The sequence below is a fragment of the Streptomyces sp. ADMS genome (genome assembly GCF_033441795.1).
Taxonomy (GTDB): Bacteria; Actinomycetota; Actinomycetes; order Streptomycetales; family Streptomycetaceae; genus Streptomyces.
Map to the genome: position 1 here is coordinate 1 of NZ_JAVFVX010000109.1, position 23,769 is coordinate 23,769.

Below are 23,769 nucleotides of genomic sequence, written 5' to 3' on the forward strand. Positions count from 1 at the left end.
ACTTCGGCCGTATCACCCTGGACCAGGACCTGATCCTGTACCTCTTCGGTACGCCCGGCCAGGACCGCTTCTGGTTCATGTGGGACGACCTGGTCCGGGGCGCGATCGGTGCGATCGTTCTGGTGGACACGCGGCGCCTCGCGGACTGCTTCCCGGCGGTCGACTACTTCGAGAACAGCGGCCTGCCGTTCGTGATCGCGCTGAACGGGTTCGACGGGAACCAGCCGTACAACCCGGACGAGGTGCGGGAGGCTCTGCAGATCGGGCCGGACACACCGATCATCACGACCGACGCGCGTCACCGTGCGGACGCGAAGAGTGCGCTCATCACTCTCGTGGAGCACGCGTTGATGGCTCGCCTGCGGTAGTAGACGGTTCTTGCGGCTACTGGGCTGCCACGGACGGTTTCGATGCCGTCCGCGGCGGCCCAGTGGTTTGTCGCGCCCATGGCGGCGGAGTCGCGAATCGATACGGCCCCGCGCCCCTTTGGGGCACGGCAGAAGGGCCCCTCTCAGGAGAGGGGCCCTTCTGCCGTCGTACGGGCTAGTGCCAGCTGTGCGGGGCGCGGAAGCCGCCCTCGCGCTCCAGGCGGCGCCAGCCGGCCTTCGGGCGTCCGCGGCGGGCCGGGGCGGCCGTGGGGGTCGCCGCCGCGCGAGCCAGCAGGACCGCCGTGATGGCGGCGACCTCCTCGGGCTCGGCATGGCCCTTCTCGACGCGAATGTCAGAGGTGTTCATAGGTCACAGTCTCCGTGAGAGAGGTTTCCGCGGGGGGACCGCGAAGGATCCGCTGGGTTACCGAGCGGGGATCACTGCGGGGGGTTGCCGTGCTTTCGCGAGGGCAGATCGGCGTGCTTGGTGTGCAGCATCGCGAGCGACCTGATGAGCACCGAGCGCGTCTCGGCCGGGTCGATGACGTCGTCGACCAGACCGCGCTCGGCGGCGTAGTAGGGGTGCATCAGCTCGGACTTGTACTCCTTGACCATCCGAGCCCTCATCGCCTCGGAGTCTTCGGCGTCCGCGATCTGGCGGCGGAAGATGACGTTGGCGGCACCTTCAGCGCCCATCACGGCGATCTCGTTCGTCGGCCAGGCGTAGGTGAGGTCGGCGCCGATGGACTGGCTGTCCATGACGATGTACGCGCCTCCGTACGCCTTGCGCAGGATCAGCGAGATCCTCGGAACGGTCGCGTTGCAGTAGGCGTACAGGAGCTTCGCGCCGTGCCGGATGATTCCGCCGTGCTCCTGGTCGACACCCGGAAGGAACCCGGGGACATCCAGCAGCGTGACGATCGGGATATTAAAAGCGTCACACATCTGAACAAAACGTGCAGCTTTTTCCGATGCCTCGATGTCCAGGACGCCGGCGAGGCTCTGCGGCTGGTTGGCGACGATGCCGACGACCTGACCGCCGAGGCGGCCGAGCGCGCAGATGATGTTGCGGGCCCAGCGCTCGTGGATCTCGAGAAAGTCGCCGTCGTCGACGATCTCCTCGATGACCTTGGCCATGTCGTACGGCCGGTTGCCGTCGGCCGGCACGAGGTCCAGCAGGATCTCGCTTCGCCGGTCGGCGGGGTCCTCGGACTCGGCGCGCGGCGGGTTCTCACGGTTGTTCTGCGGAAGCATCGCGAGGAGGTAGCGGACCTCGGCGATGCAGGTCTCCTCGTCGTCGTACGCGAAGTGCGCCACACCGCTCGTCTCGGCGTGCACGTCGGCACCGCCGAGGCCGTTCTGGGTGATCTCCTCACCGGTGACCGCCTTGACGACGTCCGGACCGGTGATGAACATCTGCGAGGTCTCGCGGACCATGAAGACGAAGTCGGTGAGGGCGGGCGAGTAGGCCGCGCCGCCGGCGCACGGGCCGAGCATCACACTGATCTGCGGGATCACCCCCGAGGCCCTGGTGTTGCGCTGGAAAATGCCGCCGTAGCCGGCCAGGGCCGAGACGCCCTCCTGGATACGGGCGCCTGCGCCGTCGTTGAGCGACACCAGCGGAGCCCCGGCCGCGATGGCCATGTCCATGATCTTGTGGATCTTGGTGGCGTGGGCCTCGCCCAGCGCGCCGCCGAAGATACGGAAGTCATGGGCGTACACGAAGACCGTACGGCCCTCCACCGTGCCCCACCCGGTGATCACACCGTCCGTGAACGGCCTCTTGGCCTCCAGACCGAAGCCCGTCGCCCGATGCCGGCGCAGCTGCTCGACCTCGTTGAAGGAGTCCGGGTCGAGGAGCAGCTCGATGCGCTCCCGAGCGGTCAGCTTGCCCTTGGCGTGCTGCGCCTCGGTGGCCTTCTCGCTGGGGCCGGCCAGTGCCTGCGCACGGATCTCGTGCAGCTCGGCCACGCGCCCGCGTGCGTCCGTCGGTTCCCCCGTCGGCTCGCCCGTGGACTCACCCTGCACCTCATCCAAAACGGTCATGTAGTGACCTTACGAAGCCGAGCGAGAAAACCGGGCCGTCGACTCCGTACAGTCTCCGGCGCGTTTTCCTGGTGCCCCTGAACAGAACAACGCCGACATGCAGCCGACCCGACTGCTCAGGGGGCGTGCGGGTTGTAGGAGTCACACAAAGACGTCACTGCGACAGCCCTGCCCCGCCGGGCGAGACCACGACACATGGAGTAACGCCACGAACACTCCACGAATAAAGTTGAACATTGAACGGAATGGGGCTATGGTTCACCTCGTTGGACTGATTAAAGATTCAACAAAGCGTCCCCAGGGAGTCACACCATGAGCATCTTCGCCCGCAAAAGCACCGCTGACAGCGACACCGCCACCTCGTCCGTCGCGACCGCGGTGAGCCCCGGCCTCGCCGCGGTGACCGGCGACTACACGATCGACGCGTCCCACACGACCATCGGTTTCGTCGCCCGGCACGCCATGGTGACGAACGTCAAGGGCAGCTTCCAGGATTTCGTGGGCACCCTGCACCTCGACGGCACCGACCCCGCCAACTCGACGGCGTCCCTCGACATCAAGATGGACAGCATCGAGACCGGCTCCGCCGACCGTGACGGCCACCTGAAGAGCGCCGACTTCTTCCGGACGGACGAGTTCCCGGCGATGACGTTCCGCTCCACCAAGGCGGAGTCCCTGGGCGGCGACGACTACCGCATCACCGGCGACCTGGAGATCCTCGGCACCACCAAGCCGATCTCCATCGACCTGGAGTTCAACGGCGCGGCGAAGGACCCGTTCGGCAACGAGCGCGTGGGCTTCGAGGGCAAGGCGGAGATCCTGCGCTCGGAGTGGGGTCTGACGTGGAACGCGGCGCTGGAGACGGGTGGGGTGCTGGTGTCGGACAAGATCAAGCTGAACTTCGACATCTCGGCCATCAGGAACGCGTGACACGACGCGTACCGCTTCGGGCGCCGGGACATCGGCGCCTGCGACGGGGAGACGAACACGAACCGCCCGCCTGGTCAGGTCAGTACTCGACCGGGCGGGCGGACGTGCATGGTGCTCCAACTACTCGCTCAGGGTCGGGGTCCGGGATTGTCGCCCTTCCGCCAGCCCGGCGACGGCTGCCGCGAGGCGTGCGGCCCGGACGTCGGGCGTACGCGCCTTGAGCAGCGGCAGGACGACCTGGTACCGCTCCGTCCTGCCGAGCGCCTCGAAGACCGCCTTGGCGTGAGGGTCGCGCTCCAGCGCGGCGACGAGGTCGTCCGGGACAGAGGCGTTGCGCTGGGACTCGTACGCCGCCTCCCACCGTCCGTCCGCCTTGGCCGCGTCGACCTCCGCGAAGCCACCGGGCCGCATCAGCCCGGCCGCCACCAGCTCCGGTACCCTCCGCACGGTGACCATCGACCACTGACTGCCCGGCCGGCGCGGGGTGATCTTCTGGAGGAAGTGGGAGGCGTCGAGGCTCCTGCGCTGACCGGTGATCCACCCGTAACAGAGGGCCATGTCGTTGACCTCGGCGGCGGTGACGGAGGGCAGACCCGAGCCCCTCTTGGCGACCTTCACCCAGAGGCCGCGGGGCTGCGGGCGCAGTGGGCTGCGAGCCAGGCGTCGAGGGCGGGGGCATCGGGGAAGAGGTTGACCGGTAGGCCGTCGAGGCCGTCCGACCGCGCGGTCGATCACTCTCGACTCGCTTTCGCAGGACGAAGCGGTCACTCTGATCGAGCGGTCCCTGGCTGCCAGCGATCCGGACGACGCCCCAGCCGGCGACGAACCCGAAACCCGATGCCGTACGGCACCTCGTCGGCTTGTGCGGCCACCTTCCTCGACCGGGCCTGACCTCCGGTCAACCCGGTGCGACGCACCCACCCGCCAGCTAACCTCCGAGCATGACCTGGCTCCCCCGCGACTTCACCCACCCGCTGCACGTCGACGTACCCGGCGGGTATCACCTGCGGCCGATTCGCGGGACCGACGCGGCCATCGACTACCCGACCGTCATGGGCTCGCGCGAGCGGCTGTGGAGCATCTTCGGGGAGGCCTGGGGGTGGCCCGCCGCCACCATCACGTACGAGGCCAATCTCGCCGATCTGGAACGGCACGCCGCCGAGATCGACGCCCACGAGTCCTTCAACTACGTGCTGCTCAACGACGACGAGAGCGTCGAACTCGGGTGTGTCTACATCGATCCGCCCGAGAAGGCCGGCGCCGACGCCGAGGTCTCCTGGTGGGTTGCGGACGGTGCCGTGGGGGGTCCGGCAGAGCGGGCACTCGACTCCCTCGTACCGCAGTGGATCGCCGAGGAGTGGCCCTTCGTACGGCCTCGGTTCATCGGGCGTGATCTGTCCTGGGCGGAGTGGCTGCGGCTGCCCGACGCCGGCGCATAACTCCTGTCGGACCCATCCGGTCGACTCGATACCGTCGGCCGGATTTCGCCCCTTGTGGGGGCGCTCACAGCGTTCACATAATCCTTCAACAGATTTTGACCAGCTCATGCCAGCAAGCGCACGACTTCCCTTCCGTCCGTACGTTTGGCATGAGCCTGACATTTCTGCGTATGTCCAACCCCCCACGGAAGGCATCACGTTGAAAAAGCTCATCACCGCGCTCAAGAGAGCCACGGCCGCCGGCGCCGCCGCGCTCGCGATCATCAGCCTTCAGCCGCTCTCCTCCGCGGAGGCCGCTCCGGCGCCCGTCGTCGGCGGAACCCGTGCCGCGCAGGGCGAGTTCCCGTTCATGGTCCGGCTCTCCATGGGCTGTGGCGGTGCGCTCTACACGCAGCAGATCGTGCTCACCGCCGCGCACTGTGTGAACGGCTCGGGCGCCAACACCAGCATCACGGCCACCGCCGGTGTCGTGGACCTCCAGTCCACCTCCGGGCGCGTCCAGGTCAGGTCGACCCGGGTCCTCCAGGCCCCCGGCTACAACGGCACCGGCAAGGACTGGGCGCTGATCAAGCTCGCCCAGCCGATCAACCTGCCGACGCTGAAGATCGCCACCACCACGCAGTACAACACCGGCGACTTCACCGTGGCCGGCTGGGGTGCGGCCCGTGAGAACGGCGCCCAGCAGCGCTACATGCTCAAGGCCACGGTGCCGTTCATCAACGACGCCACCTGCAGGGCGTACGGCGGCTACTACAGCGGGCTCGTCGCCGGCGAGGAGATCTGCGCCGGCTTCGCCTCGGGCGGTGTCGACACCTGCCAGGGCGACTCCGGCGGCCCGATGTTCCGCAAGGACAACGCCGGTGCCTTCGTCCAGGTCGGCATCGTGAGCTGGGGCGACGGCTGCGCCCGCGCCAATGCCCCGGGCGTCTACACCGAGGTCTCGGCCTTCGCCTCGGCCATCGCCTCGGCGGCGTCGACTCTCTGACGCGCACGGCATTTCCGTACTCCGCACTTCGTACGACGTCCACGGGCCCGGCGTTCTCTGCGCCGGGCCCGTACCCGTACCTCGTGGGGGCTGACGCCGGCAGGGTGAGTCGTCCCCGCCGCCCCTACCCGTCCCGTCCTCGGGGGGCTCCGCCCCCGAACCCGCGGCTCACACGCCGGAGGGGCTGGAAGATCCCGGCCGGCGTTGCTCAGAAGCCCCCGCCGAAGTCCCCGCCGCCCCCGAAGTCCCCTCCCCCGAACCCGCCCCCGAAGTCCCCGGAGTCGAAGTCCGCGCCGGACATGTCACCGCCCTCGTAGCCGCCGGGGTCCCGGAAGTCGCCGTACCCCTCGCCGTAGTCGGCGGCGTACGACGGGGTGGCCATCATCCCGCCGAGCATCGTGCCGACGAGGAGGCCGGGCAGGATGCCGCCGCCGAAGTAGCCACCCGCCCAGGGGCCGTACGCCGGGCCCGCGTCCCAGTAGGGGCGGGGTCCTGAGGCGGTCTCCACCTCGCGGACCGCCGGGTCGTTGCCGTCGGCCAGGCGGGCCTGGTCGGCCGCGCAGACCGGGACCTCGCGGGGTGCGGCCCCCGCCGGCGTCCACGGCGCGTCGGTGACCGACGGGCCGTGCCGCGGGTCGAAGAAGCAGGGGCCACGGCGTTCGGGCAGCGGGCGGCCCTCGCGGCGCGCGGCCAGTCGTGCGAGCGAGAAGCGGCCGTCCGCCAGGGTCTGTGTCACCGCGCGCACCTCCTCCGGCCGCCGGGTCGCCGCCATCAGCGACTTCGCCTTGTCGTACGCGTCGAGCGCCTGTTCGTAGTCCGCGCGCATCGCGTCGTCGGCGCCCGTCTCGGCGGGGTGGAAGTCGAGGCGGTCGAGTTCCTCGCCGAACGCGGTGATGTCCTCGTCGACGACGACCGTCAGCTTGGCGAGCGCGGCCCGCCGCTCCTCCTCGTGCCGCGCGCGGTTGCGCCGGACCAGTGCGTACGTGCCGGCACCGCCCACCGCCAGCATCACGCCGACAGTGGTCAGCGCACCGGCGTCCACCCCGTCGCCGCCACCGGAGCCGCTCCAGGTGGCGGGCGCCGACCCACCGACGTCGCCGCGCAGCGCCGCGTCGACGAAGTCGTTGAGCTGGGCCTTCGGATCACCCGCACTTCGCACCGCCGTCACCAGGTTGTCGACCGCCGAGGCGCTCAGCACGCCGCCGTCGGCCCGCGCGTCGAAAAGGTCGCCGAGGCGAACGGCGTACAGCCCGGTGACGCCTGTCTCCGTACGGAGGTTCGTGAAGAGGTTCTCGGCGGGGTAGTCGGCCGGGAGAACGGCCACGAACACGGGTTTGTCCGCGTCCTTGATCTTGGCGGCGAGCGCGTCGGCGTCGGACGCGGACAGCAGGTCGGAGGCGGCCGGGTCCACGTACACCGGGCTCGCGCGGAGCGCTTCGGCGACCCTGGAGAGATCGGTGGCCGCCCGGGCGCCGGGCGCGGCGGCCGTCAGCAGCGCCAGTGCCGCGAGCGTCGCGACGAAGGGCACCAGCAGCAGGCGTACGAGAGAACGGACCAGTACGGCCTTCATATCTTCGAAGCTACCCGAATCAGGAGAGAAACGGACATCGGTCCTGGTGAGGGTTTCCGCTTGCTCCGCCCCTCCGTCTCCCCACCAGGACCGCTGCCGTATCGCTCAGGCCGCCCGGTACGCGGCCCTCAGCTTCTCCGCGGCCGCGCCGTACCGGCCCGTCAGCAGCAGATGGTCGGCGTCGGCGAAGGGCTTGGCGGCGGCCGCCGTGAGGCCCTGCCCGATCCTCGCCTGCACGATCAGCCGTGCGTGGGTGACGAGCGTGCGTCCCGCCTTCTCGTCGTGCGCCCTCTCGGCCACGGTGGCCGCGACCGACAGCGCCTTCAGGGTCTTCTCTCCGCCCTCCGGGATCCTGGTCCTCGTCGTGAGCCCCCAGCCGTACGGGAACTGCGGATCGTACGCCGTGTCACCCACGTTGATCGGCAGCTGGGCCTCCGACTTCGGCCAGGTGAGAGGGAGTTGGCCGGTGAACGCCCGTCTGCCGTAGAGCACGTCGGCGACGCCGTCGCCCTCGGTGCCCGGCAGCCAGGAGGCGACCAGGGCGTCGATGCCGCCGAGCCGGTCACCGATGAGCTGCGGACGCCCCGCGACGACCAGCACCGCGCACTTCATCGCCGCGCACACCGTGTCGACCGCTGCCTTGTCGGCGTCGGTCAGCTCCAGGTCGTTGCCGTTGCCGACGTCGCCCATGCCCTCGGCGTACGGGGTTTCGCCGACGACCACGACACCCACGTCGAAGCCGTCGGTCGGGGCGGACGCGTCCTTCGAGTAGGTGACGTCGCCGCCGGCTTTCCGCATGCCCTCCAGGACGGTCGTGCCCTCGGTGATGTCCCCGGAGGAGCCCTGCCAGGTGACGGTCCAGCCGCCGGTCTGGCTGCCGATGTCATCGGCGTTGGATCCGGCGACGTACACCTTCTGGGACTTCCTCAACGGCAACACACTGTCGGCGTTCTTCAGCAGCACCTGTGACTTCGCGGCCAACTCCCGTGCCACCGCCCGGTGTTCGGCCGATCCGATGTCCGCCGCGCCACTCGTGTCGGCGTACGGCCGCTCGAAGAGGCCCAGTTTGAACTTCTGGGTGAGGATGCGGGAGACGGCGTCGTCGATCCGCTTCGCGTTGATCCGGCCGGCGTTCGCCTCGGCGACGAGGGCGGTGCGGAAGTCCTGGTAGGCGTACGGAACCATGATCATGTCGAGGCCCGCGTTGACGGACGTACGGACGTCGGAGGCGTAGTCGCCGGGGATCTGGTCGATGGCCTGCCAGTCGCTGACGACGAAGCCGTCGAAGCCCATACGGTCCTTCAGCACGCCGTTGATCATGTCGGCGCGGGCGTGCATCTTCACCGGTCCCTGGCCGTCCCCGGCGATGTCGAGGGAGGAGTAGGACGGCATGACCGAGCCGACACCCCGGTCGACGGCGTCCTGGTACGGGGCCAGGTGGACCGCCTCCAGCTCCTGCCGGGTGACCTCGGTGACGCCCTGGTCGATGGTGTAGGAGCCGGTGGTGGAAGAACCGTACGTCGTACCGCCGTCGCCCACGAAGTGCTTGGCGGTGGCCAGGACCCTGTCGTTGTCCTTCAAATCCGTTCCGTTCGCCCGCCCTTGGAGGCCCTGGATCACCGTCTCCATCTGCTCGACGAGCGCCGGGTCCTCACCGAACGACTCGTACGTCCGCCCCCAGCGTTCGTCGCGGGCCACGCAGAGACAGGGCGCGAAGTCCCACGGGATGCCGGTGGCCCGGACTTCGGCTGCCGTCACCTCGCCTGCCTTGTACGCGAGTCGGGGTTCGCGGGCGGCTCCGATGCCGATGTTGTGCGGCAGGATCGTGGCACCGACGAGGTTGTTGTGGCCGTGCACGGCGTCCACCCCGTAGATCAACGGGATCTGGAACCGCGTTGCCTGCGCCCGGAGTTGGAAACCGTCGATCATCTTCGCCCAGGCCGCCGGGGTGTTGGGCACGGGCGTCGAACCGCCGCCGGAGAGCAGTGAGCCGAGGTCGTAGGAGGCGATGTCACCGGGTGTCGCCGCGACTGCGCCGCGCTCGGCCTGGGTCATCTGACCGGCCTTCTCCGCCAGGGACATCCGGGAGAGGAGGTCGGCGACGCGCTGCTTCACCGGCAACCTGCCGTTCAGGTACGGGAGTCCGTGTGCGTCGATGACGATCTGCGGGGTCTCGGCCGGGGCCCTGGCTCCGGTGACCGTGAGCTTGAGTGGGATCGTCTCCGCCGACTCCGCCGGCCTGTCCTTGCGGGTGGGGACCTGGATCGTGCGGGAGGTGCCGGAGGCCGTGCCCGCGGGGAAGGTGAGCTCGCCGTGGACGGGGGTGTAGTCGGCGCCGTCCGTTGCCGTGCCGCCGGTCGTCGTCTCGTATGTCACGGTCACGGGGTCGGCGAGCGGGGCGGATCCGGTGGTGCCGACGGTGACCCCGACCGTGGCCGTGCCGCCCTCCTTCACCGGGTACACGGCCGAGCCGGTGGTGACGGACGCGCGCAGCGACTGATCCGCCCTGCCGTACAACTCGACGCCGTCCATGGCGAACCGGTCGCTGATCCCGGCGGGGAGCGTGAGGGCGTACCCCCAGGTCTCGGTGAGGCCGAGGATCTGGTCGATGCCGCCGACCGGCTGGTAGTCCGTGCGGTACACGAAGTCGGTGAAGGGGATCTCGATCCGCTTCCAGCCCGTGAAGTCGTCGGTGAAGGAGGTCGTCCAGAGCTCGGAGGCCTCGCCGTTGGCGCCGCCGTCCTTCAGCTCGAAGCTGACCTTCCTGCCGTTGTCCCGGCCCTCCCACCAGAACCGGATGCCCTTGCTCGCCGACCAGTCATGGGCGGGCTCGGCGAAGGCGAAGTCGTGGGTGAAGCCGCCGTAACCGCTGATGTCGTGGGTACCGGTGAGTACCCTGGCGCCCTCGGGTGCGTCGGCCCTTTCGGTGAGGGCGAGTCGGGGCGGGTCGTCGGTGTCGCCGCCCCAGGTGAAGATGCCTTCGGCGGGCGGGGAGGCGAAGGGGACCTCGCCCTCGAAGCGGTCGACGGGGACGGGGACGGGGTCGTCCGCCCCGGCCGCCGTGCCGGCGGCGGCCAGGGGCAGCAGCCCGGTCAGCAAAGTGGCGGAGACGAGCAGGGCGGTTCGTCGCATGGACCTTCCCTCGGCTCTCGGAGTCCTTTAGCCCACTTGAACACCTTGCGTGTGCTCTCGGCTGGGAACACGCCGCGAGTCAACAAGTGCCCCTCTGAACCGTCAAGGTGCCGAACACGCCTCGGGCCACTTCGCCCGGAACCCTCTCCCTACTTCGCGGGCTCCACGCCCGCCCGCAGCAGCCCGTACGTGTAGGCGTCCGCCAGCGCCTCCCACGACGCGGCGATCACGTTCTCGGCGACGCCCACCGTCGACCACTCGCCCTTGCCGTCCGAGGTGGAGATGAGGACCCGGGTCGTGGACTGCGTGCCGTGCTTGCCCTCCAGGATGCGGACCTTGTAGTCGACCAGCTCCAGCTCTGCGAGCGGCGGGTAGATCTTCTCCAGGGCCACCTTCAGGGCGCGGTCGAGGGCGTTCACCGGGCCGTTGCCCTCCGCCGTCGCGACGATGCGCTCGCCCTTGGCGAAGAGCTTGACCGTGGCCTCGTTGGCGTGGCTGCCGTCGGGGCGGTCCTCGACGATCGCGCGCCAGGACTCGACCTCGAAGTACGTACGGGCCCTGCCCTCGGCCTCCGCTCGCAGCAGCAGTTCGAAGGACGCGTCGGCCGCCTCGAACGTGTAGCCCTGGAGCTCGCGCTCCTTGACCCTCTTCACGACCCGGGCGACGAGCTCGCGGTCGTCGCCCAGGTCGACGCCGAGTTCCTTGCCCTTGAGCTCGATCGAGGCGCGGCCGGCCATGTCGGAGACCAGCATCCGCATGGTGTTGCCGACCTGCTCGGGGTCGATGTGCTGGTAGAGGTCGGGATCGACCTTGATCGCCGACGCGTGCAGGCCCGCCTTGTGGGCGAAGGCGGAGACTCCCACGTACGGCTGATGCGTGGACGGCGTCAGGTTGACGACCTCGGCGATCGCGTGGGAGATCCGGGTCATCTCGCGCAGCGCGCCGTCGGGCAGGACCTGCTTGCCGTACTTCAGCTCCAGGGCCGCCACGACCGGGAACAGGTTGGCGTTGCCGACGCGCTCGCCGTAGCCGTTCGCCGTGCACTGGACGTGGGTCGCGCCCGCGTCGACGGCGGCGAGGGTGTTGGCCACCGCGCAGCCCGTGTCGTCCTGGGCGTGGATGCCGAGACGGGCGCCCGTGTCGGCGAGGACCGTGGCGACGACCGCCTGGACCTGGGCCGGGAGCATGCCTCCGTTGGTGTCGCAGAGGATGACGACATCGGCGCCCGCCTCGGACGCGGCGCGGACGACTGCCTTGGCGTACTCGGGGTTGGCGCGGTAGCCGTCGAAGAAGTGCTCGCAGTCGACAAAGACACGGCGGCCCTGGGAGCGCAGGTGGGCGACGGTGTCCCGGACCATCTCCAGGTTCTCGTCGAGGGTCGTGCGCAGCGCCAGTTCGACGTGCCGGTCGTGGGACTTGGCGACCAGGGTGACGACGGGTGCGCCGGAGTCGACGAGTGCCTTGACCTGTGGGTCCTCGCTCGCCCTGCCGCCCGCGCGGCGGGTGGCGCCGAAGGCCACCAGCTGGGCGTGCCTGAAGTCGATCTCCTGCTGGGCGCGGGCGAAGAACTCGGTGTCGCGCGGGTTGGCGCCCGGCCAGCCGCCCTCGATGAAGCCGACGCCGAAGTCGTCCAGGTGCCGTGCGATGGCCAGCTTGTCGGCGACGGTGAGGTTGATGCCCTCGCGCTGGGCGCCGTCGCGCAGGGTGGTGTCGAAGACGTGGAACGAGTCGTCGAGTTCGCTGCTTTCCGTCATGATCTCAAGGCTCCTGAGGATGTCGATCTCGGTCTGTACCGGAATGACCGGCTCCACCGTCCCCCAATGATCCCTCGCGCTCGTTCTCCGGCTGAAGGTGGGCCAGAAAAGCGAAAAACCCCTCGCGGGTGCGAGAGGTCTGCGCGCGGGTCGAAGACGACGATGGCCGCCCGTACCTGGTCGTACGTGGCGGTCACTGCGGACCGGCGCGCCTGCTGCCAATAATCGTGGCGAACGAGAGCACGGTGGCAGTCTGGCACAGACCTCCCCAGTGCTCACCGTCCGTCTCAGGATGCGAACACTGGGCTGATCACCGCAGGTGCCGCAGGAACGCGTCGGCGCTGTCGGCGATCCGGCCCTGCAGGACCTCGGCGGTCGCGGTGCCGCCGGTGGCGTCCGGGGTGACCAGGGTGGTGGTGCCCTTCCTGAGGTCCCGCGGGCAGACGCGGCGCTCCTTGCCGTACTGGCTGCCGGGTTCCGCCACCTCCGGCATGAAGGCGGCAACGACGAACCCGGCGACGCGACGCGGTCGCGCGGGAAGACGACGCCGATGTTGTTCTGGGCGGTCTCCTGGAGCGTGCGGTCGGCGTAACGGCCGCTCACGGAGATCGCGGAGAGCTGCCCGCTGCATCCGCCGGGGACCTCGATGCCGAACCCGACCCGCTTCCCGTGCCGATGTCGTGGATCCACACGTCGGTGTCCTCGGCGGACGGTTGGTACTCGGCGCAGACCCAGCGGCCCTCGCCGAGGACCGCCAACAGCCCGCCGAACCCCGCGAAGCGGAGCTTGCCGGTGCGCGGATCACGTACGCACACGCCGCCGTGGACCACATCGGGGTTCAGGCCCTCGGCGTCCGAGGAACCCCGTACGTGGCCGGGAATCTGCGCCACACAGCAAAGGGCCGCCCCGGACAGACGCGAACTCCGAGGCGACCCAAACCGCCGAGGGCGCGGGGTTGTATCGATCTGTGGCTCCGCCGCGGGGCGCGACCAGCCCCCACCGGCCCGCGGCCGAAGAACCGCCTACCTGCCTGGCCCTCAGCCGAGAACACGCATCCAGCCGTGCTTGTCCTCGGCCGTGCCGCGCTGGATGTCGAGGAGCGCCTCGCGCAGCCGCAGCGTGACCTCGCCGGGCTCGCCGCCGCTCTGCTGCCACTCGACGCCGGTGCGCTTGACCGTACCGACGGGGGTGATGACGGCCGCCGTACCGCAGGCGAAGACCTCGGTCAGGGTGCCGTTCCGGGCGTCGCGCTGCCACTCGTCGATGGAGATGCGGCCCTCCTCGGCGGTGTAGCCGAGGTCGCGGGCGACGGTGAGGAGGGAGTCGCGGGTGACGCCCTCCAGGATGGAGCCGGTGAGGGTGGGGGTGACGATCCGGTCCCCGTACACGAAGTACAGGTTCATCCCGCCGAGTTCCTCGATCCACTTGTGCTCGACCGCGTCGAGGTAGCAGACCTGGGCGCAGCCCTGCTCGGCGGCCTCGGCCTGGGCGAGCAGGGAGGCCGCGTAGTTGCCGCCGGTCTTGGCGTCGCCCATGCCGCCGGGGACGGCGCGGACACGGTCCTCGGAGAGCCAGATGGAGACGGGCTTGACGCCACCGGGGAAGTAGGCGCCGGCGGGGGACGCGATCACCAGGAACAGGTACTCGTTGGCCGGCTTGACGCCCAGGCCGACCTCCGTGGCGATCATGAAGGGGCGCAGGTAGAGAGACTCCTCGCCGCCGTGCGCGGGCACCCAGTCACTGTCCTGCCGCACCAGGGCGTCGATGGCCTCGATGAACGTCTCGACGGGCAGCTCGGGCATCGCGAGACGGCGCGCGGAGTTCTGGAAGCGCAGAGCGTTCTTCTCCGGGCGGAAGGTGGCGACGGAGCCGTCGGGCCGGCGGTAGGCCTTGAGTCCCTCGAAGATCTCCTGCGCGTAGTGCAGGGTCATGTTCGCGGGGTCGAGGGAGAGCGGGCCGTACGGGACGAGCCGGCCGTCGTGCCAGCCGCGGCCCTCGGTCCACTTGATCGTCACCATGTGGTCGGTGAAGTGGCGGCCGAAGCCTGGGTTGGCCAGGATCGCCTCGCGCTCCGCGCCGGAAAGTGGCGAGGCCGAGGGCTTGAGCTCGATCGTGGGCGTCGTCATGAGTGGTTGTCCTTCACCGGTTCTCGTGTGTGACGGGCCGCGCCCCACGCCCATGACTGCCAGTGACCAGTAACGAGTGACTGGTGGCCGGTGTTAGGACGTCCGAGCATTCCCTCGGTCCGCGGCTCCGCGTTCGATTATCGCGCGGGCGGGGCCATGGACGAAAAGGGCGTGAATGCGACCCAGGGGATGATGGTGACACCCGGCGGGGACATAAGAGAAGCCGCCGGGTGCATATGCGACCCGGCGGCTTCGAAAGACTCGAGTGAGTGCCGCGGATCAGCCGGCTACTCGTACAGCGAGGGCGTCGCCGATCTCTTCGGTCGTGCGGGTCGTGGTGCCGCGCTCCGCGAGGTCGGCGGTGACCGCGTTCTCGATGCGGACGGCCTCGGTCTCGTAGCCGAGGTGGCGCAGCAGGAGGGCGACGGACAGGACGGTGGCACTGGGGTCGGCCTTGCCCTGACCGGCGATGTCCGGGGCCGAGCCGTGCACGGGCTCGAACATCGAGGGGTACTCGCCGGACGGGTTGATGTTCCCGCTCGCGGCGACGCCGATGCCGCCGGACACGGCCGCCGCGAGGTCGGTGATGATGTCGCCGAAGAGGTTGTCGGTGACGATCACGTCGAAGCGCTCGGGCTGGGTGACGAGGTAGATCGTCGCCGCGTCCACGTGCATGTACTCGGTGGTGACGTCGGGGAACTCCTCGCCCACCTTGTTGAAGATGTCCGTCCACAGGTGACCGGCGTGCACGAGCACGTTGTTCTTGTGGACGAGCGCCAGCTTCTTGCGGGGGCGGGCCTGGGCGCGGGCGTAGGCGTCGCGGACGACACGCTCGATGCCGAACGCGGTGTTCAGCGACACCTCGGTGGCGACCGCGTGCGGGGTGCCCTGGCGGATGGTGCCGCCGTTGCCGGTGTACGGGCCCTCGGTGCCCTCGCGGACGACCACGAAGTCGATCGCGGGCTGTCCGGCGAGCGGGGTGGCGACACCGGGGAGGAGCTTCGACGGACGCAGGTTGACGTGGTGGTCGAAGGCGAAGCGGAGCTTCAGCAGGAAGCCGCGCTCCAGGACACCGGAAGGCACGCTCGGGTCACCGATCGCGCCGAGCAGGATGGCGTCGTGCTTCTTGAGCGCGTCCAGGTCGGCGTCGGTGAGGGTCTCACCGGTGGCGTGGTAGCGCCGGGCGCCGAAGTCGAACTCCTTGGTCTCCAGCTTCACATCCTGCGGAAGGACGGCGGAGAGGATTCTGAGCCCCTGGGCCACGACCTCCTGGCCGATGCCGTCACCGGGAATCACTGCGAGATTGATGCTGCGAGACATACCGGCACCGTACTCCTGGTCCCATGGGATGACACACCTTGTCCGCGATACGGACATGAGGTGAACGGCGGCGACCGCTCTTCGGCCGGCGTTCACCCGTATGTGTGGCGGGCGTTGGGGATTGCTGGAAGGTTGCCCCCCATGGACAGTCCTCCGGACACCCCCGACGTCGGCATTCCGCCGCAGCCGGCCCGCCGGATGCGCATGGCGGAGCAGTACGAGTATCTGCGGACGCGGCTCACCCGGCGCCGTGCGCTGGTGACGGCGGGCGCGCTGGCCGGCGGCGGCCTGCTCACGGGCTGCTCGTCGGGCACGGGCCCGGCTGCCCCCGCCACCAGCGGGGTCCCCGGCGCCGCCGTCGTCCCGTTCGGCCGCCACCTCGCCTTCGGTGCCGACCCGAGGACACAGATGCGGATCTCCTGGCAGGTCCCGTTCGCGGTGCGGAAACCGTACGTCCGGATCGGACCGGCGCCGGGGAACCTGAGCCGCCGCATCGACGCCGAACTGCGCCCGCTGCACACGCCGGGTCTGACGGGCGTACGCCTCGACCTGGACCAGTACTACGTGCACGCGGCCCTCGACGGACTGCGCCCGGGGACGACGTACTACTACGGCGTCGGTCACGAGGGCTTCGACCCGGCGTCGAGCGACCGCCGGTCCACGCTCAGCGCGTTCCGCACGGCCCCCGCGACCGCGCCCGCGAGCTTCGTGTTCACGGCCTTCGGCGACCAGGGCGTCACGCCCGACGCGCTCGCCAACGACAAGGTGATCCTCGGCCGTGACCCCGCCTTCCACCTCCACGCCGGTGACATCTGCTACGCCGACGTCACCGGCCACGGCAGGAAGTCGGACAGCTACGACCCGACCGCCTGGGACCTGTTCCTGAAGCAGACGGAGACGGTCGCGAAGTCGGTGCCGTGGATGGTGACCACCGGCAACCACGACATGGAGGCGTGGTACTCACCGAACGGGTACGGCGGCCAGTCGGCCCGCTGGTCGCTCCCGGACAACGGCTTCGACCCCCGGAACACCCCGGGCGCCTACTCGTTCACCTACGGCAACGTCGGGGTCGTGGCGCTGGACGCGAACGACGTGTCGTACGAGATCCCCGCGAACCTGGGCCACACGGACGGCCGCCAGACGGTGTGGCTGGACCGGCGGCTGGCCGAGCTGCGCGCGTCGGACGCGGTCGACTTCGTCGTGGTCTTCTTCCACCACTGCACGTACTCGACGTCCACCCACGGCTCCGACGGGGGCGTACGGGACGCCTGGCTGCCGCTCTTCGACAAGCACCAGGTGGATCTGGTGATCAACGGCCACAACCATGTGTACGAGCGGACGGACGCCCTCAGAGGCGGCCGGGTGGGCAGGCGGGTGCCGGTCGGCGCGTCGACCGACCCGACGCGGGACGGCACCGTGTACGTCACTGCGGGCGGCGCGGGCCAGAGCCTGTACGGCTTCCCGTACGGGGTGAAGGACAGCTTCGAGGGGAAGGCCGCCGACCGGGAGTCGGTGGAGAGCTACTACTGGACGAAGTCGCGGGAGCGGCACGAGGACACCGTGGAGTGGTCGCGGGTGCGCTACACCGGCTTCTCGTTCCTCTCGGTGGAGGCGAAGGCCGGCGTACCGGGTACGGCTCCCCGGCTCAGGGTGTCGGCGCTGGCGCAGAGCGGGGAGCGGATCGACCACTTCGAGGTGCGGCGCGCGTAGCGAGCTGCTCTCAGTGACCCGTCTGGCCGCCGTTGTCCCTGCGGTCGAGGGCGCGCTGGAGGGCGGCGGCGGCGTTCTTGCGCTCGGACTCGCTCGTCGGGGAGACGTGGCGGACTCGGCGGCGGACGGTCGTCTCGGCCATGGGAAATCGACTCCTTCGAAGAAACCGGGAACCCGGAAGGGAGCGCGGAGGGGGGATTCGAGACGCCGGATCGGACGGGGAGCGGGGTACCGCAGGGGTTGCCTGCACGGGGTACCGGCTCACGCCCGTCATTCGCTTGGTCCAGCGAGACGTTCGGCTTCTACAAAGCTAGGTGAGGACAGGGCATCTGTCTCCACAATTACTCGGACTTCCTACTATCTGAGACGGTGGGTTGGGTCACACCCCGCCGACCTGGCCTTTTACAGCACGTCGCCGTCCCGCCAGTCGAAGACGAGACCGTCCGCCGGGGCGAGCGAGCCGACAGCGGCCGGGCGCACGAAGACGCTGCCCTCCTCCTCCGGAAGGTGGACCACACCGTCCGGACCGAGAGCGCTGATCCGGCCCGGCCAGAGCTGCCAGCCCCGGGCCGCGTAGAGGAAGGAGCCGTCGACGCTCGCGGACAGTGCGCCGAAGTCGTAGCCCCCGTCGACGCACCGCTCCAGTGCGCCCATCACCTGCCCGCCGAGGCCGCGACGGCGGGCGTCGGCGCGGACAGCGACCGCTTCCACGTAGCCGACGCGCAGCCAGCGGCCCCGGTGCAGCGCGCGGCGCATGACGACCGAGCCGTGGGCGAGCAGACCGGTGCCGTCGTGGACGAGGGCATGGATGCCGCCGAGCGCGTGGTCCCAGTCCTCAGCGGAGAGGCCGCCGTCGAACGTGGCGTCCAAGAGCCCGCGGACGGCGGCGAGTTCGACGGAAGCGAGGTCAGCCGTGTGGGCGGTGCGCAGCGTGGGAGCCATGACACCAGTATTCCGGATCCCGAGGCTCAATTGATCCGACCTCCAACGCACAGAAAGGGCTGCACGACGTCTTGACGACTTCATCTCTGCCCACCGGCCTCATAGTCATCGGATGACTGAGTGACTGAAGGGGACTTCACGTCGATCGCGTGGACCCTTGGCTCTGCCCCTGCTTGCCACCGCGGTGACGGCCCTGCCCACCGAGACGGCCACGGCGGCACACACCGGGCCGGCTGCGTCTTGGGAGGTGAAGGCACCGCCCGGATCCCCCACGGCCGTCGTCGCGCTGGACCCGTCCGACGGCCACCCGACCCTCACGGTGACACCCGCCGGCGAACAGGTCCTCACCTCACCCCTCCCCCGAGGCCTGGTCACCGAACAGGCCGACTTCTCCGCGGGGTTGGAGTCGCGCAACCGCACCACCCGGGCCCAGGTCCGATTCCGCTCGGCGTTGAAGGCCCGGTTGCAGGCGAAGTTGACGCCGAGCCAGGGGTCGGCCATGCGCCGGGCGTGCTCCAACGCCCGCTCCCGCTCCGGGAATTCGGCCGACCACTGCAGTACGGCGCGCTCTCTGGCCTCCGCCTCTGACAGTTGCGGACGACGGGCCGTCAACTCGCTCCAGCGGGCGAGGAGTTCGGGCGACTCCGCAAGTCGTGCCCGGAAGTTGCGACGGTAGGCGTCGTGCCAGCCGGCGTCCGGGCCGATTCCCGTGCCGCTCACATAGACCAGGGCACGGACCCGCTCCGGATGGGCCAGCGCATAGCTCAGGGCCAGCTGCGCACCCCAGGAGTGACCGAGCAGCGTCATCCGTTCCAGGCCGAAGTGCCCTCGTACCGCGTCGAGATCGGCCACGGCCCGCTCGGTCGTCCACGGCCCGTCCGACGGGTCCGAGCGCCCGCAGCCGCGCTGGTCCCAGCGGACCACCGAGGCCACGTCCCCGAGGAGTCCGGTGACGTCCTCGAACATGTCCCACAGCCCGGGCCCGCCGTGGCACAGCGCCAGTGGCTCACCCTGCCCCGACCGGCGGGCCCACAACCCGGTCCCGTCGTCGGTCCGCACGGTCTCCGTCTCGCCGCGCGTCCAGGTCATGGGCCGAGTCTGCCCTGCCCATGACCCGGGTACGCGAGGGTGGTTCACCCCATGTGCGGGTACGTGTAGTCGGTCGGCGCGACCAGGGTCTCCTTGATGGCGCGGGTCAGCGTCCAGCGCATCAGGTTCTGCGGGGCGCCCGCCTTGTCGTTGGTGCCGGACGCGCGCCCGCCGCCGAACGGCTGCTGGCCGACGACCGCGCCGGTCGACTTGTCGTTGATGTAGAAGTTGCCGGCCGCGTAGCGCAGCCTCTCCATGGTGTACGCGGCTGCCGCGCGGTCACCGGAGATGACCGCGCCCGTCAGGGCGTAGTCGGACACGGACTCCATCTGGGACAGCATCACGTCGTACTGGTCGTCCTCGTAGACGTACACGGCGAGGAACGGGCCGAAGTACTCGGTGGTGAAGACCTCGTTGGCCGGGTCCGTGCACCGCACGACCGTCGGGCGGACGAACCAGCCGACCGAGTCGTCGTACGAGCCGCCCGCCACGATCGTGCACGTCGGGTCGGCCTTCGCACGGTCGATGGCGGCCTTGTTCTTGGCGAAGGCGCGCTCGTCGATGACCGCGCCGATGAAGTTGGTGAGGTCGGTGACGTCACCCATGGTCAAGTAGTCGACCTCGGCGGCGAATTCCTCACGGAAGCCGTCGTTCCAGATCGAGGCCGGGATGTAGGCGCGGGAGGTGGCGCTGCACTTCTGCCCCTGGTACTCGAAGGCACCGCGTGTGAGGGCCGTCTTCAGGACCGCCCGGTCTGCGCTCGGGTGGGCGACGACGAAGTCCTTGCCACCGGTCTCGCCGACGAGACGCGGATACGAGCGGTACTTCTCGATGTTCGCGCCGACCGTCTTCCACAAATACTGGAAGGTCTTCGTCGATCCGGTGAAGTGGATGCCGGCCAGATCGTGGTGCTCCAGGGCCACATTGGAGACCTCGATGCCGTCACCGGTGACGAGGTTGATGACGCCCTTGGGCAGGCCCGCCTCCTCCAGCAGCCGCATGAGGAGAACGGCGGCGTGGGTCTGCGTGGGGGACGGCTTCCACACCACCACGTTGCCCATGAGGGCGGGCGCGGTCGGCAGATTGCCGGCGATCGCCGTGAAGTTGAAGGGGGTGATCGCGTAGACGAAGCCTTCGAGGGGGCGGTGGTCGAGGCGGTTCCAGACGCCCGGGGAGTTGGCGGGCGGCTGCTCGGCGAGCAGGTCGCGCGCGTACTTGACGTTGAAACGCCAGAAGTCGACCAGCTCGCAGGGACAGTCGATCTCTGCCTGCTGGGCCGACTTCGACTGACCGAGCATGGTGGAGGCGGCGAGCGTCTCGCGCCAGGGGCCGGCCAGCAGTTCGGCGGCGCGCAGAATGATCGCCGCACGGTCGTCGAACGACATCGCGCGCCAGGCGGGCGCGGCGGCGAGGGCCGCGTCGATCGCGTCCTGGGCGTCCTGCCTGGTGGCGTTGGCGTAGGTGCCGAGGCGGGCCTTGTGGTGGTGCGGCTGCACGACGTCGACACGCTCACCGCCGCCCATGCGCCGCTCGCCGCCGATGGTCATCGGCAGGTCGACGGGGTTCTCGGCGAGTTCCTTGAGCTTGACCTCCAGGCGGGCCCGCTCGGGCGAACCGGGGGCGTAGCCGTGCACCGGCTCATTGACGGGGGTGGGGACCTGGGTGACGGCGTCCATGGTTTCCGAATCTCCTTGCGGGGCGAGTGAGCGGGTGTTGTCGGGGGCCAAATCCCTTGGTCTCAGCCCTTGGTGAGGATCGAGTGTTCAAGGAAGGGGAGGCCGGCTGGGCGTTCGGCCGGCCGCCGCATGCTGTGCCTTGCCGGGGGCCGCTGCGCCTGACAGTGGCCGCGCCACGGGCCGGGCCCCCGGCCGAAAACTTGGGTGACGGTCATTGCTCAACCTCGGGTGAGCATGCTGCGGGCGAAAAAGAGCAGGTTGGCGGGTTTCTCTGCCAGCCGCCGCATGAAGTACCCGTACCAGTCCGTTCCGTACGCCGTGTAGACGCGCATCCGGTGTCCCTCGGCGGCGAGCCGCAGGTGCTCGTCGCTCCTGATGCCGTACAGCATCTGGAACTCGTACTCGCCGGGCTTGCGGCCTGCGCGCCGGGCGAGTTCCTGGGCGATGGAGATGAGGCGCGGGTCGTGGGACCCGATCATCGGGTAGCCCTCGCCCTCCATCAGGATCCTCAGGATGCGGACGTACGCCTTGTCGGTCTCCGGCTTCTGCTGGTACGCGACCTCGGCGGGCTCGTTGTACGCGCCCTTCACCAACCGTACGCGGCTGCCGCTGCCGGCGAGGCGGCGGGCGTCGGCCTCGGTCCGGTACAGGTAGGACTGGATGACGCAGCCGGTCTGCGGGAAGTCCTTCCGCAGTTCCTCGTGGATGGCGAACATCGAGTCGAGGGTGGTGTGGTCCTCCGCGTCGAGCGTGACCGTCGTTCCGATCGCGGCGGCTGCCTCGACGACGGGCCGGATGTTGGCGAGGGCCAGCTCATGGCCGCCCTCAAGCGCCTGCCCGAACATCGACAGCTTGACCGACATCTCGGCGCGGGTGCCGAGTTCCAGCTCGCCGAGCCGCTCGACCAGTTCCAGATAGGCGTCCCGGGCGGCAGCGGCCTGCGCGGGGGTGGTGATGTCCTCGCCGACCACGTCCAGGGTGACTTCCAGGCCCCGGTCGGTGAGGTCCTGGACGAGCGGTACGACGTCGTCGACCGTCTCACCGGGAATGAAGCGGTCGACGACCGGCCCGGTCACCGGGGCGGCCGAGATCAGCCGGCGCATCCGGTCGCTGCGCGAGGCGGCGAGAATCACGGGACCCAGCACGGGGCACCTCCACAAAAGGCCGGTAGACGGAGAACCACCGTGAAACCTAAGGATCCCTCCGATCGTGAGCCATCGACAGCTGTCACGCATCCGTGCCGCAGATCTCATACAGATGTCTGAAAGCGGTGCGGAAATGCGCGAGAATGCCCGAATGAGCCAGACGAGCGGCGACCATCACGGCGACTACCAGGAACTGGTGGACGACATCTCGGAGCTTCTCGGCGCCCCCGCGACGCTGGAGAACCGTGACTTCGAGCTGCTCGCCTTCGGCGCGTACGACAGTGAGGGCGAGCTGGACGCGTCGGCGCTGGACCCCGTCCGCGCCCGCTCGATCCTGACCCGCCGCTCGACCTCGGCGGTGCGGGCGTGGTTCGAGGGCTTCGGCATCACGCGCGCGACCGGCCCGGTCCGTATCCCGCCCACCCCGGAGGCGGGCGTCTACCGGGGGCGGATCTGTCTTCCCGTACGCCATCGGGGTGTCGTTCTCGGCTACGTCTGGCTGCTGGACGACGATCCCGGTCCCTCGGCGGAACAGCTGACGGCGGCCATGGAGGTGACGGCCCGGATCGGCGCGCTGCTGGCCGACGAGGCGCAGGCGGGGGCCGATCTGACCCGCGAGTTCCGGGCAGTGCTGACCGCCGAGCGCGGCTGGCAGCGGGACATGGCCGTGGCGGCGCTGCGCACGGCCCTGGGGGCGCGCGGCGAGGGCCCGCACGCGGTGGTGTGCGTGACGCCCTGGCCGTCGGCGGATCCGGACGACGCCCCGTCGGCCCGTACGGTGCCGCACGCGACGGCGGTGTGCACGGTGCCGTGGGGCACGGCGGCCCAGAGCCTGGCGCTGCTGATCCGGTTGCGCGCGACGGACGTACCCGCCCCGGCTCTGACGGCGGCGACCCGGCTGGTGAAGGAGACCGAGAGTGCGCGCGCGGCCGGCGTCGGCGCCCCGCGCACCGGCCTCGCCGGTCTGGACGGCGCCTGGCAGGAGGCCTCGGCGGCGGCCCGCGCGGCCCTGGCGGAACCGCGTCTCGGGCCGGTCGCGGAGTGGGGCGCCATCGGCCCGTACCGCCTCCTCACGGCGCTGCCCCCGGACACGGCCCGGGACCCCGCCGTACGCGCCCTGCTCTCCCCCGCCCACCAGGAACTGGCCCGCACCGCCGAGGTGTACCTCGACCGGGCGGGGCAGGCGGGCCGCACGGCCGCGGAGCTGGGTATCCACCGGCAGACGCTGTACTACCGCCTGTCACGGGTGGAGCAGCTGACGGGCCTGGACCTGGACGACGGGGAGGACCGCCTGCTGCTGCACATGGCGCTGAAGGGGGCGCGGCTGTAGAACCTGGCCGGCATCCGCGGGTTGACGCTGCGCGGCGAGTACCCGATTCCGTGGCCCACGGCGCAGAAGAGGGCCACGACCGGGTGTCGTGGCCCTCTTGCCTTCGGACCCTGCTCGCGAGCGGGGCCTTTCTGCTTGTGCCGGCGTGACCGGGAGACTCAGCGGGATCCGCCGCTGGTCAGTCCTTGCCGGTGAGCCGCCAGATCT

General features: G+C 69.9%; 21 protein-coding genes. 6 read left to right on the forward strand and 15 right to left on the reverse strand.

Translation table 11 applies throughout. The features are described from left to right. Positions 1-368: GTP-binding protein (locus RB628_RS32620; protein ID WP_318324222.1), on the forward strand; the 368-nt coding region annotated here is incomplete at its 5' end. Positions 369-543: 175 nt separating this feature from the next. Here RB628_RS32620 and RB628_RS32625 read toward each other — a convergent pair. Together RB628_RS32625 and RB628_RS32630 are read right to left on the reverse strand one after the other, a co-directional pair. Continuing rightward, positions 544-735 carry an acyl-CoA carboxylase subunit epsilon gene (locus RB628_RS32625; RefSeq protein WP_318324223.1) on the reverse strand — a complete coding sequence of 64 codons (192 nt, stop codon included), beginning with the start codon at positions 733-735 and terminating at the stop codon, positions 544-546. A 71-nt stretch (positions 736-806) separates the two neighbouring features. Further along, positions 807-2,414 (reverse strand): acyl-CoA carboxylase subunit beta, encoded by a 1,608-nt coding sequence (locus tag RB628_RS32630; protein WP_318324224.1) that lies wholly within the window; start codon positions 2,412-2,414, stop codon positions 807-809. 312 nt (positions 2,415-2,726) lie between these two features. Between RB628_RS32630 and RB628_RS32635 the strand changes: the two genes are divergently transcribed. Beyond that, positions 2,727-3,344, forward strand: coding sequence for a YceI family protein (locus tag RB628_RS32635; RefSeq protein ID WP_318324225.1), 618 nt, complete (start codon positions 2,727-2,729; stop codon positions 3,342-3,344). A gap of 120 nt (positions 3,345-3,464) precedes the next feature. Here RB628_RS32635 and RB628_RS32640 read toward each other — a convergent pair whose 3' ends face one another. After that, positions 3,465-3,962, reverse strand: coding sequence for a YdeI/OmpD-associated family protein (locus RB628_RS32640; protein WP_318324226.1), 498 nt, complete (start codon positions 3,960-3,962; stop codon positions 3,465-3,467). Positions 3,963-4,285: 323 nt separating this feature from the next. Here RB628_RS32640 and RB628_RS32645 point away from each other — a divergent pair, with 323 nt between their 5' ends. Then, complete coding sequence (locus RB628_RS32645; protein ID WP_318324227.1) at positions 4,286-4,783, forward strand: N-acetyltransferase; 498 nt, start codon at positions 4,286-4,288, stop codon at positions 4,781-4,783. 199 nt (positions 4,784-4,982) lie between these two features. Beyond that, positions 4,983-5,768 (forward strand): serine protease, encoded by a 786-nt coding sequence (locus RB628_RS32650; RefSeq protein WP_318324228.1) that lies wholly within the window; start codon positions 4,983-4,985, stop codon positions 5,766-5,768. 208 nt (positions 5,769-5,976) lie between these two features. Here the strand turns inward: RB628_RS32650 and RB628_RS32655 are convergent, their stop codons facing one another. The 7 genes from RB628_RS32655 to RB628_RS32685 all read right to left on the reverse strand — a co-directional run bounded on the left by RB628_RS32655 (position 5,977) and on the right by RB628_RS32685 (position 15,670). Then, a complete protein-coding gene (locus tag RB628_RS32655) occupies positions 5,977-7,338 on the reverse strand; it encodes a hypothetical protein (protein WP_318324229.1) in 1,362 nt (453 codons plus the stop codon). Positions 7,339-7,443: 105 nt separating this feature from the next. Next, the gene (locus RB628_RS32660; protein WP_318324230.1) at positions 7,444-10,470 is read right to left on the reverse strand and encodes a glycoside hydrolase family 3 N-terminal domain-containing protein; all 3,027 of its coding nucleotides are present in this window, start codon (positions 10,468-10,470) and stop codon (positions 7,444-7,446) included. Positions 10,471-10,619: 149 nt separating this feature from the next. Further along, the gene (gene cimA, locus RB628_RS32665) at positions 10,620-12,224 is read right to left on the reverse strand and encodes a citramalate synthase (protein ID WP_318324231.1); all 1,605 of its coding nucleotides are present in this window, start codon (positions 12,222-12,224) and stop codon (positions 10,620-10,622) included. Positions 12,225-12,534: 310 nt separating this feature from the next. Beyond that, positions 12,535-12,717 (reverse strand): hypothetical protein, encoded by a 183-nt coding sequence (locus RB628_RS32670; protein ID WP_318324232.1) that lies wholly within the window; start codon positions 12,715-12,717, stop codon positions 12,535-12,537. Between the two features lie 106 nt (positions 12,718-12,823). Next, a complete protein-coding gene (locus tag RB628_RS32675; RefSeq protein ID WP_318324233.1) occupies positions 12,824-13,114 on the reverse strand; it encodes a hypothetical protein in 291 nt (96 codons plus the stop codon). A 147-nt stretch (positions 13,115-13,261) separates the two neighbouring features. After that, positions 13,262-14,350, reverse strand: a complete 1,089-nt coding sequence (locus tag RB628_RS32680; RefSeq protein WP_318324234.1) for a branched-chain amino acid aminotransferase — start codon at positions 14,348-14,350, stop codon at positions 13,262-13,264. A gap of 279 nt (positions 14,351-14,629) precedes the next feature. Continuing rightward, positions 14,630-15,670 carry a 3-isopropylmalate dehydrogenase gene (locus RB628_RS32685; RefSeq protein WP_318324235.1) on the reverse strand — a complete coding sequence of 347 codons (1,041 nt, stop codon included), beginning with the start codon at positions 15,668-15,670 and terminating at the stop codon, positions 14,630-14,632. 141 nt (positions 15,671-15,811) lie between these two features. Between RB628_RS32685 and RB628_RS32690 the strand changes: the two genes are divergently transcribed. Then, on the forward strand, positions 15,812-17,380 hold the full coding sequence (locus tag RB628_RS32690; RefSeq protein WP_318324236.1) for a metallophosphoesterase family protein: 1,569 nt from the start codon (positions 15,812-15,814) through the stop codon (positions 17,378-17,380). Between the two features lie 10 nt (positions 17,381-17,390). On the opposite strand, the gene RB628_RS32695 is transcribed toward RB628_RS32690, so the two are convergent. The 5 genes from RB628_RS32695 to RB628_RS32715 all read right to left on the reverse strand — a co-directional run bounded on the left by RB628_RS32695 (position 17,391) and on the right by RB628_RS32715 (position 22,232). After that, a complete protein-coding gene (locus RB628_RS32695; protein ID WP_318324237.1) occupies positions 17,391-17,522 on the reverse strand; it encodes a hypothetical protein in 132 nt (43 codons plus the stop codon). 260 nt (positions 17,523-17,782) lie between these two features. Continuing rightward, the gene (locus tag RB628_RS32700) at positions 17,783-18,322 is read right to left on the reverse strand and encodes a GNAT family N-acetyltransferase (protein WP_318324238.1); all 540 of its coding nucleotides are present in this window, start codon (positions 18,320-18,322) and stop codon (positions 17,783-17,785) included. A 105-nt stretch (positions 18,323-18,427) separates the two neighbouring features. Next, complete coding sequence (locus tag RB628_RS32705) at positions 18,428-19,411, reverse strand: alpha/beta fold hydrolase (protein WP_318324239.1); 984 nt, start codon at positions 19,409-19,411, stop codon at positions 18,428-18,430. Positions 19,412-19,455: 44 nt separating this feature from the next. Beyond that, positions 19,456-21,087, reverse strand: coding sequence for an L-glutamate gamma-semialdehyde dehydrogenase (gene pruA, locus RB628_RS32710; protein ID WP_318324240.1), 1,632 nt, complete (start codon positions 21,085-21,087; stop codon positions 19,456-19,458). A 218-nt stretch (positions 21,088-21,305) separates the two neighbouring features. Continuing rightward, positions 21,306-22,232 carry a proline dehydrogenase family protein gene (locus RB628_RS32715; protein WP_318324241.1) on the reverse strand — a complete coding sequence of 309 codons (927 nt, stop codon included), beginning with the start codon at positions 22,230-22,232 and terminating at the stop codon, positions 21,306-21,308. A 133-nt stretch (positions 22,233-22,365) separates the two neighbouring features. Here RB628_RS32715 and RB628_RS32720 point away from each other — a divergent pair, with 133 nt between their 5' ends. Beyond that, a complete protein-coding gene (locus RB628_RS32720) occupies positions 22,366-23,562 on the forward strand; it encodes a helix-turn-helix domain-containing protein (protein ID WP_318324242.1) in 1,197 nt (398 codons plus the stop codon). Positions 23,563-23,769 lie beyond the last annotated feature (207 nt).